The sequence below is a fragment of the Billgrantia gudaonensis genome (genome assembly GCF_900100195.1).
GTDB classification, from domain to species: domain Bacteria; phylum Pseudomonadota; class Gammaproteobacteria; order Pseudomonadales; family Halomonadaceae; genus Halomonas; species Halomonas gudaonensis.
The window spans coordinates 140697-153576 of the sequence record NZ_FNES01000005.1 but is presented as its reverse complement, the minus strand read 5'-3'; the positions used below and the strand labels follow the sequence as shown (position 1 = coordinate 153576).

The 12880-nt window shown below is 66.2% G+C and carries 10 protein-coding genes; 7 read left to right on the top strand and 3 right to left on the bottom strand.

Going from position 1 to position 12880, the window contains the following annotated elements; all coding sequences use genetic code 11:
- Position 1: 1 nt before the first annotated feature.
- On the bottom strand, positions 2–730 hold the full coding sequence (gene tsaA, locus BLP96_RS08255; protein ID WP_089684983.1) for a tRNA (N6-threonylcarbamoyladenosine(37)-N6)-methyltransferase TrmO: 729 nt from the start codon (positions 728–730) through the stop codon (positions 2–4).
- A 98-nt stretch (positions 731–828) separates the two neighbouring features.
- Here tsaA and BLP96_RS08250 point away from each other — a divergent pair, with 98 nt between their 5' ends.
- On the top strand, positions 829–1356 hold the full coding sequence (locus tag BLP96_RS08250; RefSeq protein WP_245682201.1) for a GNAT family N-acetyltransferase: 528 nt from the start codon (positions 829–831) through the stop codon (positions 1354–1356).
- A gap of 4 nt (positions 1357–1360) precedes the next feature.
- Here BLP96_RS08250 and nadC read toward each other — a convergent pair whose 3' ends face one another.
- Positions 1361–2209, bottom strand: coding sequence for a carboxylating nicotinate-nucleotide diphosphorylase (gene nadC / locus BLP96_RS08245; RefSeq protein WP_089684980.1), 849 nt, complete (start codon positions 2207–2209; stop codon positions 1361–1363).
- Between the two features lie 78 nt (positions 2210–2287).
- On the opposite strand from nadC, the gene ampD reads away from it, so the two are divergent.
- The 6 genes from ampD to BLP96_RS08215 all read left to right on the top strand — a co-directional run bounded on the left by ampD (position 2288) and on the right by BLP96_RS08215 (position 10347).
- On the top strand, positions 2288–2857 hold the full coding sequence (gene ampD / locus BLP96_RS08240; protein WP_089684978.1) for a 1,6-anhydro-N-acetylmuramyl-L-alanine amidase AmpD: 570 nt from the start codon (positions 2288–2290) through the stop codon (positions 2855–2857).
- 306 nt (positions 2858–3163) lie between these two features.
- Entirely contained in the window at positions 3164–5842 is a 2679-nt protein-coding gene (gene aceE / locus BLP96_RS08235; protein WP_089684976.1) for a pyruvate dehydrogenase (acetyl-transferring), homodimeric type, read from the top strand.
- Between the two features lie 60 nt (positions 5843–5902).
- On the top strand, positions 5903–7888 hold the full coding sequence (gene aceF, locus BLP96_RS08230; protein WP_089684973.1) for a pyruvate dehydrogenase complex dihydrolipoyllysine-residue acetyltransferase: 1986 nt from the start codon (positions 5903–5905) through the stop codon (positions 7886–7888).
- Between the two features lie 234 nt (positions 7889–8122).
- Positions 8123–8779, top strand: a complete 657-nt coding sequence (adk, locus tag BLP96_RS08225) for an adenylate kinase (protein ID WP_089684970.1) — start codon at positions 8123–8125, stop codon at positions 8777–8779.
- Between the two features lie 105 nt (positions 8780–8884).
- Positions 8885–9589, top strand: coding sequence for a tRNA (adenosine(37)-N6)-threonylcarbamoyltransferase complex dimerization subunit type 1 TsaB (gene tsaB, locus BLP96_RS08220; protein ID WP_089684968.1), 705 nt, complete (start codon positions 8885–8887; stop codon positions 9587–9589).
- A complete protein-coding gene (locus tag BLP96_RS08215) occupies positions 9586–10347 on the top strand; it encodes a class I SAM-dependent methyltransferase (protein WP_089684965.1) in 762 nt (253 codons plus the stop codon). Before tsaB ends, BLP96_RS08215 begins: the two co-directional genes overlap by 4 nt.
- An 8-nt stretch (positions 10348–10355) precedes the next feature.
- Here BLP96_RS08215 and plsB read toward each other — a convergent pair whose 3' ends face one another.
- The gene (gene plsB, locus BLP96_RS08210) at positions 10356–12779 is read right to left on the bottom strand and encodes a glycerol-3-phosphate 1-O-acyltransferase PlsB (protein WP_089684963.1); all 2424 of its coding nucleotides are present in this window, start codon (positions 12777–12779) and stop codon (positions 10356–10358) included.
- Positions 12780–12880: the final 101 nt, after the last annotated feature.

Sequence of the window (12880 nt, the reverse complement as noted above, 5' to 3'; positions counted from 1 at the left end):
CTCAGCCTTGGGCCGCCACGATCTCGATGACCTGCAACAGGGTCCGATCGTCCTCGTCGGCTACGGCCTGAAAGCGCACGTCCACGTCGCGCAGCCGCACGCCGTAGATCCGCGACTCGCTCCCGTTGCGGTAGGCGGGGCGCGGGTCCTGGGCCAGCACTTGTTCGATCAGGGCGCGTAGTGAATCGCCATCGGGGCGAGTGGCCAGCGCTGCATTCGCGGCGGCCGAAAAACTCACGTCCAGAAGCCGAGGCGCTGCGCTGGCATAGCCGCCGCGTGCTTCGGGGCGCGACTCGGTCCAGGGCAGGTAGGGCTTGATGTCGAGCACCGGCGTGCCGCTGACGAGGTCGGCGCCGCCGAGCAGTAGCCTCACGCCGTGGCGCGTGTCGATGTCGAGGAGTTCCACCAGCGACAGGCCCAGCCGGTTGGGCCGGGAAGGACTGCGGCTGGCGAACACGCCGACCTTGGCGTTGCCTCCCAGGCGGGGAGGGCGCACCAGCGGCGTCCAGCGTGGTGGACTTCGGTGGAAAAGGAAGGTCAGCCACAGGTGGCTGAAGGCATCGAGCCCGCGTACGGCGAGAGGGTCGTCGTAGGGCGCCACCAGCGTCAGCACGGCACGAGCGGCCGGCGCTAGCCCGGGCTGGCGGGGGATGCCGAACTTGTCGGGAAAGTCGCTTTCCAGGTGGCCGATCGGGGTCAGCGCATGAGAGGGTGTAGTGGGTTGCGTCATGGAGCGATTATGCCCGTCCCAGACGAGGTGGGCGAGTCCATTGGCGCCAGGCTCCTGCTTGTGTACTCTCGTTGCAGTCTCATTGGCGCAGGGCAAACATGATGCAAACGGCGATGAGCGGCGCCAGGCAGGCAACGCCGCGCATCCTCTATCGGCTGGCCAAGGCGAAGGATGCCGCCGACCAGGCCGAGGTCTTCCACCATGCCGTGATGCAGGGCGCCGCGGCGCACTATAGCGTCATTCAGCGCGAAGCCTGGGCTGGGGTGCTGCCCCGGGAAGCCAGTGCCTGGGTGGCCCGACAGGCGCTCTACACCACGCTGGTCGCGACTTGCGACGGTCGCTGCGTGGGCTTCACCGAGCTGGACATCCCTTCCGGGCGTATCGTCACTCTCTATGTGTGGCCGTCGTTGGCACGCCGCGGCATCGGCACCACCTTGCTGGTTCACGCCGAGCGGCTACTGCTGGAACATGGCGTCGACCGCGTGCGGATCGAGGCGAGCCTGATGCTCGTCGATGCCTTGGTGCGGCGGGGCTGGCGGGATCTCGGCGAGGAGTGGGTGGAACGCGGCGGCGAGCAGATCGAGCGTCGCCGCCTCGAGAAGCGTCTGATTGCCGTGGAGACCTGACTTCTCAGCCCTGTTCGATGAAACGCATCGACAGGTCGATCGCCTGGATGTCCTTGGTCAGGGTGCCGCTGGAAATGCAGTCGACGCCGGTTTCTGCGATGGCACGCAGGGTCGATTCATCGACGTTGCCCGAAGCTTCCAGGGTGGCGCGGCCAGCCGTGCGCTTGACCGCCTCGCGCAGGTCGTCGAGCGAGAAGTTGTCGAGCATCACGATGTCGGCACCGGCGTCGAGCGCCTGATCCAGTTCCTCGAAGGTTTCCACTTCGACTTCCACCGGCAGGTCGCTGGCGATGCGCCGTGCTTCATCCACTGCCGCAGCGATGCCGCCGCAGGCGGCGATATGGTTCTCCTTGATCAGGAAGGCGTCGTACAGGCCGATGCGGTGATTGTGGCCGCCGCCACAGGTGACCGCGTACTTCTGGGCGAGGCGCAGGCCGGGCAGGGTTTTGCGGGTGTCGAGCAGTCGCACGCCGGTGCCCTCGAGGCGATCCAGGAAGTGGCGGGTACGAGTGGCCGTGGCGGAGAGAGTCTGCAGTAGATTGAGCGCGGCGCGTTCACCGGTCAGCAGACTGCGTGCAGGGCCTTCGAGTTCGAGCAGGCAATCGCCGGCCTCCAGGCGGTCGCCGTCGGCGGCGGCCCAGCGCAGCATCACGCTGGCATCCAGACGACGAAAGAGCTCGTCGACCCAGGCCACGCCGCACAGCACGGCCGGCTCGCGGGTGATGACCCGCGCCCGTGACCACTGCGCCTCGGGAATCAACTGAGCGGTGATGTCACCGGGCCCGACGTCCTCGGCCAGAAGGTGAGCGGCGCTGGCCCGGATTTCCTCGGCAAGGGCATCCTGGTAGTGCATGGCGGCTCCGGTTCTGTTGATGGGGTTCGGGATTCGTCATTATAGGGGAAACACCCATCTCGGCGTCAGGGGAGCGGCATGCGAATCGACGATCATTGGCTGGTTGGCGCACGGCAGGTACCGTCGCCCAATCAGGACGCACGGCCGGCGAGCGAGGTCTCGGCGGTGGTGCTGCATTCGATCAGCCTGCCTCCGGGCGTGTTCGGCGGCGATGCCATCGAGCGACTGTTCACCAACCGCCTCGACCCCGCTGGGCATCCATTCTTTGCCGCCATTGCCGGGCTGCGCGTCTCGGCGCACCTGTTGATCCGCCGCGACGGCGAGTGCGTGCAGTTCGTGCCGTTTCAGGCACGTGCCTGGCATGCCGGTCGCTCTCGTTGGCGAGACGGAGCTCGCCAGCGCCGTGCGCTCAACGACTTCACCGTGGGCATCGAGCTGGAAGGCGATGAGGTGACGCCGTACCGTGCCGCCCAGTATCAAGCCCTGGCGCGCACGCTGCGGGCCTTGATGGTCGCCTATCCAGCCATCACGCCATCACGTATCACCAGCCACGCCCATATTGCACCGTTGCGCAAGAGCGATCCTGGGGCAGCCTTCGACTGGGCCTACCTGCGCCGCTGTCTGGTGAAAGAGTCGTGGGAGAATTAATCATACGGTAGTTTTATTACATCCGCCGCGGATGAGGTCGTCCCCGGCCATTGGTTGCGTAAGAGCTTGTGTTGCAATGCAATGTGGAAATAATGGAAAAGATTTTCATGACGTATGAATTGGCAGCGCGCCCCGTTTGCGGTATGTTCTGCGACATTGGTGGTACGTACCACAGCGCTTATTATGTAAAAACACTACAAGTTGCCGCCCGGCGGCCCGGTTTCCCCTGATCGTCAGCCAAGCTACCGCCCCCGTCGTGACGACGTGGGCCATACTGACATCACATCGTCATTCGGAGAGACGTCTATGAGTCTGGAAGCAAGAGAGGATCTGGATCCGATCGAGACCGAAGAGTGGCTGGAATCCCTCGAATCGGTTCTGGACCATGAGGGCGAGGAGCGTGCCCGATATCTGCTGACGCGTCTGGCCGATCGCCTGCGCCGCGATGGTACGCAGCCCCCATTTTCGGCAACTACGCCGCATCGCAACACCATCCCGGTGCATCGCGAAGCGCCGATGCCGGGCGACCTCTTCATGGAGCGCAAGATCCGTTCCATGATCCGCTGGAACATGGCGGCGATGGTCACTCGTGCCAATCGCAAGCACAAGGGCATCGGCGGCCATCTGGCCAGCTACATGTCCAGCGCGACCCTCTATGAGGTGGGTTTCAACCATTTCTTCCGCGCCCCCAACGGCGACTTTCAGGGCGACTTGGTGTTCATCCAGGGCCACAGCTCCCCGGGCATCTACGCCCGTGCTTTCCTCGAGGGACGGCTCACCGAAGACCAGATGGACAAGTACCGCCAGGAAGTCGATGGCGACGGCCTCTCCTCCTATCCGCACCCTTGGTTGATGCCCGACTTCTGGCAGTTGCCCACGGTCTCCATGGGACTGGGGCCGATCATGGCCATCTATCAGGCCCACGTCATGAAGTACCTCGATCAGCGAGACCTGCAGCCGATGCAGGATCGCAAGGTCTGGGCCTTCCTGGGCGACGGCGAATGCGACGAGCCGGAATCGCTGGGTGCGATCCATCTGGCCAGCCGCGAGAAGCTCGACAATCTGATCTTCGTCATCAATTGCAACCTGCAGCGTCTCGACGGTCCGGTGCGCGGCAATTCGCGGATCATGGACGAGCTCGAGGGCGTCTTCCGCGGCGCGGGCTGGAACGTGCTCAAGGTGGTCTGGGGGCGGCTGTGGGATCCGCTGTTCGAAAAGGACAAGAAGGGCGTCCTGCAGAAGGTCATGGACGAGACCGTCGACGGCGAATACCAGAACTGCAAGTCCAACGGCGGTGCCTACACCCGGGAGCACTTCTTCGGCAAGTACCCGGAAACCGCCGAAATGGTCAAGGACATGTCCGACGAGGACATCTGGAAGCTCAACCGCGGCGGTCACGACCCCTTCAAGGTCTATGCGGCCTACCATGAAGCGGTGAACAACACCAACGGCCGTCCCACCGTGGTGCTGGCACACACCGTCAAGGGCTATGGCCTGGGTGCCGACGGTGGCGAGGCGGACAACGAAGCTCACCAGGTCAAGTCCATCGACGACCAGGAAGTGCTCAAGCGCTTCCGCGACCGTTTCGGCATCCCGATCTCCGACAGCGAGATCGAGCACGAAATGCCCTACTACAAGCCGGCCGACGACACGCCGGAGATCAAGTACATGCACCTGCAGCGCGAGCGGCTGGGTGGCTACCTGCCGGCGCGTCGTCACGACTTCGAGCCCCTCGACATCCCCGGATTGGACGACAAGATCTTCGCCAGTCAGATGGGTGGCTCCAAGGGTCGCGAAGTCTCTACCACCATGGCCTTCGTGCGCATCCTGAACGGTCTGGTCAAGCACAAGGGCTTCGGCAAGCAGGTGGTGCCCATCGTGCCCGACGAGGCTCGCACCTTCGGCATGGAGGGGATGTTCCGCCAGCTCGGCATCTACACCTCCGAGGGACAGAAATACGAGCCCATGGACAAGGGCCAGTTGATGTTCTATCGCGAGGACAAGGCCGGTCAGGTGCTCGAGGAGGGCATCACCGAGGCGGGCGCCATGTCATCGTGGATCGCCGCGGCCACCTCCTACGCCAACCACGGTCTGCCGCTGCTGCCGTTCTACATCTATTATTCGATGTTCGGTTTCCAGCGCATCGGCGATCTGGCCTGGGCAGCCGGTGACCTGCAGGCGCGCGGCTTCCTGGTGGGCGGCACTGCCGGACGCACCACGCTCAATGGCGAGGGCCTGCAGCACCAGGATGGCCACAGCCACATCCAGGCAGCGACGATCCCCAACTGTCGCAGCTATGACCCCACCTATGCGCATGAAGTGGCGGTGATCATCCAGGACGGCCTGAAGCGGATGTTCGTCGACAAGGAGCCTTGCTTCTATTACCTGACGGTGATGAACGAGAACTACGAGCACCCCGAGCTCGACGAGGTGCCGGCCGACGATATCGTCAAGGGCATGTACCGGCTCCGCGGAACCCAGGGCCAGAAGGGCCACGTTCAACTGCTGGGATGCGGCACCATCCTGCGCGAGGTCGAGCAGGCCGCCGAGCTGCTCGAGGCCGACTGGGACGTGGGTGCCGACATCTGGAGCGTGACCAGCTTCAACGAGCTGCGCCGCGAGGCGCTGGAGATCGACCGCCAGGCCTTCCTGCACCCCGAGGACGAGCGGGGCAAGCCGCACGTCACCGCCTGTCTGGAGGGCATGAAGGGGCCGGCCATCGCCTCCACCGATTACATGAAGCTGTTCGCCGATCAGGTCCGTGCCTGGGTGCCGACCGACTACCATGTATTGGGGACCGATGGCTATGGCCGCTCGGATACCCGCGAGAAGCTGCGCCACTTCTTCGAGGTGGACCGCTACTACGTGACCGTGGCCGCGCTCAAGGCGCTGGCCGACCGTGGCGAGCTGGATCGCAAGGTCGTCTCCGAGGCGATCGCGAAGTACGGCATCGATCCCGACAAGCCCAATCCGCTGACCAGCTGATCCCGGTGGCCGGGCGGGGAAACCCGCCCGTTCCAGGCACGATTTGGAAGGAGCGCGACCTTGAGTAGCGAAATCATCAAAGTTCCCGACATCGGCGGCAGCGAAGATGTCGAAATCATCGAAGTGGCCGTTGCCGAAGGCGACGTCATCGACGCCGAAGATACTCTGATCACTCTGGAGTCCGACAAGGCCAGCATGGATGTCCCCGCACCCAAGGGTGGCAAGGTGGTCAAGGTGCTGGTCAAGGAGGGCGACACCGTTTCCGAGGGCGACGACATCCTCGAGCTGGAAGCGGAAGGCGGCGGCGAGGCCGCGGCCGACGACAAGGATGCAACGACCGACGAACCCGCACCGGCCGACGCGGCGCCGGCCGAGCCGGAGAAGCCGGCGGCCCGTTCCGGTGCTGGCGCCAGTCGCACCGTCGAGGTCAGGGTGCCCGATCTGGGCGGCTCCGAGGACGTCGAGATCATCGAAGTCGCGGTCGCCGAGGGCGACGAGGTCGCCGAAGAAGACACTCTGATCACCCTGGAGTCCGACAAGGCTTCCATGGACGTGCCGAGCCCGTATGCCGGCAAGCTGGTGTCGCTGGCCGTCAAGGAGGGCGACACCGTCTCCGAGGGCGATGTCATCGGCACCATGGAGATAGCCGGAGAAGGTGGTGGTGAAGAGGCCGCGCCGACAGAGGCACCCGCGGAGTCCCCGGCAGCCGAAGCGGCGCCCGAAGCAGCGGCGCAGGCAGCTCCCTCCGGCGAGCCCGAGCGCAAGGAGATCCGCGTGCCGGACCTCTCCGGTGCGTCCGACGTGCCGATCATCGAGGTCGCCGTCAGTGCCGGCGACGAGGTGAACGAGGAAGACCCGCTGATCACCCTGGAATCCGACAAGGCCTCCATGGACGTGCCGAGTCCCTACCAGGGAAAGTTGGTCGAGCTCACCGTCAAGGAAGGCGACACCGTTTCCGAGGGCGACCTGATCGGCTATATCGAGACGGCCGGGGCCGCCAAGCCAGAGTCGGCGGCACAACGGTCGGAGAAGCCGGCGCAGGCGGCCAAGGCCGACAAACCCGCCCCGACCCCTGCCGGCACGCCGAGCCCCGAGGCGCAGATGGCGGCTCACAAGCCGCGTTCGGGCAAGCTGGTGCATGCCGGTCCGGCAGTGCGCATGCTGGCCCGCGAACTGGGTGTCGATCTGGCCCTGGTCAAGCCTTCCGGACCCAAGGAGCGGGTACTCAAGGAGGACGTCCACGCCTACGTCAAGCAGGTCATGGCGGGCAAGGCCGAAGCTCCCGCCCAGGCCGCCGCGGCGGGGGGTGGTGGCATTCCGCCGATCCCCGATCAGGACTTCAGCCAGTTCGGCGAGGTGGAAGAGAAGCCCATGGGACGCCTGATGAAGATGGGCGCCACCAACCTGCATCGCAGCTGGGTCAATCTGCCTCACGTCACCCAGTTCGACGAGGCTGACATCACCGAACTGGAGTCCTTCCGCAAGTCCATGAAGGCCGAGGCCGAGGCTCAGGGCGCCAAGCTCACGCCGCTGCCTTTCCTGATCAAGGCGTGTGCCTTTGCCCTGCGCAAGTTTCCGCAGTTCAACGTCAGCCTCAAGGCCGACGGCGAGACGGTGGTGTGGAAGCATTACGTCCACATCGGCATCGCCGTGGACACGCCGGAAGGGCTGATGGTGCCGGTGATTCGCGACGCCGACAAGAAGTCGTTGATCGAGCTGGCCAAGGAGAGCGTCGAGCTGGCCGGCAAGGCACAGTCGAAGAAGCTCAAGCGCGAGGAGATGACCGGCGGCTGCTTTACCATCTCGAGTCTCGGCTCGATCGGTGGCACGGCTTTCACGCCCATCGTCAACGCCCCTGAGGTGGCCATCCTCGGCGTCTCCAAGGCGCAGATGAAGCCGGTTTGGGACGGGACGGACTTCGCGCCGCGACTGATGATGCCGCTGTGCCTTTCCTACGACCACCGGGCGGTCAACGGGGCCGATGCGGCGCGCTTCACGGCCTTCCTGGCCGCCGCGCTCAGCGATATCCGCCGTCTGCTGATGTGATCCGTCAGACGGCCCGTACTGCGACGGCGCCCCGTACCGGGGCGCCGTCGTCGTGTGGCGATACCAAAGTGCAACTGGCTCACTAATCATCTGAAATGGCAGCGCCTTTTTCGATTTCTGGCGGTGCGGGCGGTGAGGTTCCGGTTGTCTGGCCGAGATGGCGCGGGTAAGGTTTCCTGCCAACCGTTTCCCTGCGTTATTCCAACGACATTACCTCATTCAAGGAGCACACCGATGCGTTTGATCCTCTTGGGCCCTCCCGGGGCCGGCAAGGGCACTCAGGCCCAGTTCATCTGCGAACGGTTCAACATCCCGCAGATATCCACCGGCGACATGCTGCGCGCTGCGGTCAAGGAGGGCAGTGAACTCGGTCTCAAGGTCAAGGAGATCATGACCACCGGCGGGCTGGTTTCCGACGACATCATCATTGCCCTGGTCAAGGAGCGCATCGCTCAGCCCGACTGCGAGAATGGCTTTCTGTTCGACGGCTTTCCGCGCACCATTCCCCAGGCCGAGGCGATGAAGGAAGCCGGGGTGAAACTCGATCACGTTCTCGAGATTGCCGTGGACGACGAGGAGATCGTCAATCGCCTGGCCGGCCGCCGCGTGCACCCCGACTCCGGACGCGTCTATCACGTCGATTACAATCCACCCAAGGAGCCGGGCAAGGACGACGTCACCGGCGAGGCGCTGATCCAGCGCGACGACGACCGCGAGTCCACGGTGCGCAACCGCCTCTCGGTCTATCACGAGCAGACCGCACCGCTGGTCGACTACTACCAGCAGTGGGCCAAGGAAGACCCCGAGGCGGCACCGGCCTACCACCGGGTGGCCGGTGTGGGCAGCGTCGACGAGATCACCGGCCAGGTGCTCGAGGCACTCGAGGGTTAACCCCGTTCGGCTCGGTTCATGAAGGCCGGCCTCGGCGGGCCTTCGTCGTCGTGGGCCGGGTTGCGTATAATGCGCCTCTACACTGATCTGCGATGACCCGAGACCATGTCGACCCTGCTGGCCCTGGATGCCTCCTCGCGTGCCTGCTCCGCTGCCCTGCTGATCCGCCGTCCCGGCGAGACGGACGCCCTGATCGCGCGCTTCGCCCACACGCCCCGTGAGCACACTCGCCGTCTCTTGCCGATGATCGACGAGGTGCTGGCCGAGGCGGGCCTGGACCCAACGGCCCTGGACGCCGTGGCCTACGGTCGCGGCCCCGGTTCCTTCACCGGCCTGCGCATTGCCGCAGGCGTTGCCCAGGGGCTCGCCTTCGGCCTGGATCGACCGCTGCTTGGCGTTTCCACCCTGGAGGCTCTGGCGCTGAGCGCCCACCGACGTCATCACTTTCGGCACATCGTCACGGCGCTGGATGCGCGCATGGGAGAGATCTACGTGGCGGCCTGGCGCTGTCATGATGGCATTGTAGAAGCGCTCAGCGCCGAGGCGGTGCTGCCGCCCGAGCGCCTGCGTCTGCCAGAGGAGAGCGACGAATTCGACTGGGTGGGCGTGGGCTCCGGCTGGGCGCTGCGGGAGGCCATGCCCGCCACGGTTCTGGCGAGTCTCGGCCAGTGCCTGGTCGACCCGGAACCCGCCGCCGAAGAGATGGCGTTGCTCGCCGCGCGCGATCTGGCTTCGGGGGGCGGCCAACCGGCCCAGGCGGTGCAGCCGGTCTATCTGCGCGATACCGTCGCCTGGCAGAAGGGACGATGAGCGATTCCCGGGCGGCGGTCGTGGTATCGGATGCCGGCCTGGCGCAGCGGCTGGGGTTGCCCCTGGGGGATGCCGCCGAGGCCGAACTGGTGCTGCGCCGCGAGGGCGACCGGCTGGTACTGGGTGGTGATCCGCGGCGTTTCGGCGCACCGCTGGCGGTGGATTTCGTCGCCGGCCGAGTCGCCCATCGGCGCCGTTTCGGCGGCGGGCGCGGCCAGCTGATCGCCCGTGCCTGTGGCCTGACGGGAGGGGTCACGCCCAGCGTGATCGATGCCACTGCCGGACTGGGACGCGACGCCTTCGTGCTGGCGAGTCTCGGCGCCGAGGTGTTGATGATCGAGCGGGTGGCGGCGATCGCCGCGCTGCTCGACGACGGCCTGGCTCGGGCGCTGGCCGCTCCCGATACAGCGGCGATGGCGGCTCGACTGCACCTCGCCCATGGCGATGCCACCCGTGAGCTCGCCGCCCTGGTGGCGGCTAGCGGGGTGGCGCCCCAGGTGGTTCATCTCGACCCCATGTTTCCTCACCGTGCCAAGTCCGCGCTGGTCAAGAAGGAGATGCGCCTGTTCCGTGTCCTGGCCGGCGACGACGACGATGCTCCGCGACTGCTCGAGGCGGCGTTGGACGTGGCCAGCCACCGCGTGGTGGTCAAGCGTCCGCGCCAGGCGCCGCCCATCGCCGGGCCGCCGCCGCGCCATGTCCTCGAAGGCAAGACGAGCCGCTATGATCTCTACGTCCATCGCTCCCTGAAAGGATGAGCCGTGGTTCAGTCGCGGGTGACCAACTGCAGGCGATGGCGTAGCGCCGGGTCGAAGAGTGCCCGTGTACGTTGTGCCGCTTCCGGCAAGGCCGTCGCGTAGTACAGCCGGCCCTCTCGTTGGACGATCCAGCCTTCGGCTTCCAGGCTGTCGATCAGCCGGGCGAACAGGCGGCGATCGAAGAACTCGGGAGCGTTGCGGCCGGAGAGCATCGCCAGGCGTTCGGCCATCTGCTGGCTGCGCTCGATGATGCCATCCCGGTCGTGGCTGCCCGTTGGCACCTCGAGCAGCAGCGACAGCAGCAGGTAGCCGCGCTCCAGCGATGGCTGCATCAGTCGCCCCAGCAAGCGCAGCTGCTCGCTGGCTTCGAGCGCGTCGGCACGTCGCCAGCCTTGGGCGTCGGCGTTGAGCAGCTCCGCACGAGTCAGGGCATCGAGCAGCGCCGGCAGGGTTCGATGCAGCGAATCGCCGGGCAGGAAGAGCTCTCTGGCCAGGATCGGCCAGGGAGGTCCGAGGCACTCCTGCAGACTGGTCAGGTCGTGGTGCGCCTCGTGGCGGAAGGCGAAGGCGACGAGCCCCGCCGAGGCGAACAGGTGCAGCACGTTGTTGCGATACCAGGCGAGCAGTTCGGCCTGCTCCGGGGTGGCGGTGAGAATGTCGCCCAGCGGATGGCGGCGTCGCCGAATCATGCCGAGGCCGATGACGTGGTCGATCCAGTGGGTCGGCTCCCCCTCGGGCAGACTGGCATGGTCGCCGCCCGGGCAGCGCCGCTGCAATGCGGCGAGCAGGGCCAGCTGACGCGCCATGAGGCTTTCTTCGATGGCGTGGTAGGGCGTGGCCAACAGCACCAGGGCGACCAGGTTGACCGGGTTCAGTGCAGCTGCGGCATTGATGCGTTGGGCGAGCTCCGTTCCCAGGCGAGGTAGCGACTCGCTGATCCAGGGGGCCCGCGAGGTGGCCTCGCCGCTGCGCCAGGCCGGTACGCTGGCGTCGAGGAATGGCGCAAGCAGCAGCGGCTCGCCGATGTTCACGGCGACCCGACCGAAGGGCTGGCGCAGCCGGGCGAGCACGCGGAGCAGGCCCAGCGGTGACTCCTTGCGCTTGCCTGCCCCGCGCAGCTCGCGTTGATAGCTGCTGCCTTCGAGTATGCGTTCGTAGCCAATGTAGACGGGGACGAAAGCGAGGCGCTGCCGGTCGTCGTCGGCGGCCAGGCGATGGAAGGAGCGAAGCGTCATCGCCAGCATGCCGGGGCGTGGGGTGAGCAGGCGGCCGCTGCGTGAACGCCCGCCCTCCATGAAGAATTCCAGGGGATGGCCGGCGGCCAGCAGGCGATGCAGGTATTCGGTGAAGACCGCGGCGTAGAGGGAATTGCCGCGAAAACTGCGCCGCAGGAAGAAGGCGCCGCCACGGCGCAGCAGTGGGCCGATCAGCGGCATGTCGAGGTTGCGCCCGGCGGCGATGTGCGGTGGCATCAGGCCGTCGCGGTAGAGCACGTAGGAGAGCAACAGGTAGTCGATGTGACTGCGGTGGCAGGGCACGTAGACCAGAGTGTGGTCGCCGGCCAGCACCTTGACCCTTTCGAGGCCACGCACGTCGACGCCGTCGTAGAGCCGGTTCCATAGCCGACGCAGTACGCCGTCGAGGAAACGCAGCACCGGATAGGTCATGTTCGAGGCGATCTCGTGACCGTAGCGTCGCGCGCGGCGGGCCAGGCGAGCCTGCGGCCGCCCCTCGATGTCGGCTTGCTCGGCCATGGCTTGGCGCACGCTGGGACTGGCCACCAGCCCCTGAATCAGCGTGCGACGATGGGACAGATCGGGGCCCAGTACGCGCGTACGGACACGCCGGAAATGGACGCGCAGCAGGCGGGCGGCCTTGCGTTCCGCCAGGGCGGTGCCGCGGTCGTCGAGCAGGTCGCGCAGGTGCAGTGGGGCTCCGAACTGGACTTCTACGTCGCGCCCGTTGACCAGTACAGACAGCGCGCGGCGCAGGCGGCCGGTGAGCGGCCAGCTGTCGGCGGCCAGCAGTCGCCACATCCCGAAGCGTTTGCCGGGGGCGCGTCCCCAGAAAATGCTCACGGGGATCAGTTGGATTTCCAAGTCGTGATGCTCGGCGACCAGGTCGATGGCGTCGTGAAGGGCGTGTCGTCGGTGTCGGCGCTGCGGCCGCGGGAGGGCGAGCATGGCCGGCAGGCGCTGCGCAGCCACCCGATAGCGACCGGTGGCCGGCGGCAGATCATGACGCCGACACAGGCACTCCAGCAGCAGGGCATCGGAGAGGGCGGGGCGAGGCAGAACGTAGAGCGTGATCGCCTGCGGGTTCAGCGCCAGCGTCGTCGGGTCTGGCTCCAGGTGGCGCACTGCCACCCAGCGACCGAGGAGTCGCTTCAGCAAGGAGCGCAAGGGCTTGGGCAGGGAGCTTGCAGCGGCCATCCGTTTGCCTGTCCGATGAGCGAGAGAGCAGTATAGCTCGGGTTGGTGCTGGGTTGGCAGGCGCGGGACTGTCCCTCGGGAAGTGAGCGTGCGTCAATGCC

Excerpts from the sequence above, each read along its gene's own strand:
- plsB (WP_089684963.1), bottom strand. The coding sequence starts at position 12,779 with ATGGCCGCTGCAAGCTCCCTGCCCAAGCCCTTGCGCTCCTTGCTGAAG.
- tsaA (WP_089684983.1), bottom strand. The coding sequence starts at position 730 with ATGACGCAACCCACTACACCCTCTCATGCGCTGACCCCGATCGGCCAC.
- tsaB (WP_089684968.1), top strand. The coding sequence starts at position 8,885 with ATGTCGACCCTGCTGGCCCTGGATGCCTCCTCGCGTGCCTGCTCCGCT.
- BLP96_RS08250 (WP_245682201.1), top strand. The coding sequence starts at position 829 with ATGATGCAAACGGCGATGAGCGGCGCCAGGCAGGCAACGCCGCGCATC.
- nadC (WP_089684980.1), bottom strand. The coding sequence starts at position 2,209 with ATGCACTACCAGGATGCCCTTGCCGAGGAAATCCGGGCCAGCGCCGCT.
- aceE (WP_089684976.1), top strand. The coding sequence starts at position 3,164 with ATGAGTCTGGAAGCAAGAGAGGATCTGGATCCGATCGAGACCGAAGAG.
- BLP96_RS08215 (WP_089684965.1), top strand. The coding sequence starts at position 9,586 with ATGAGCGATTCCCGGGCGGCGGTCGTGGTATCGGATGCCGGCCTGGCG.
- ampD (WP_089684978.1), top strand. The coding sequence starts at position 2,288 with ATGCGAATCGACGATCATTGGCTGGTTGGCGCACGGCAGGTACCGTCG.
- adk (WP_089684970.1), top strand. The coding sequence starts at position 8,123 with ATGCGTTTGATCCTCTTGGGCCCTCCCGGGGCCGGCAAGGGCACTCAG.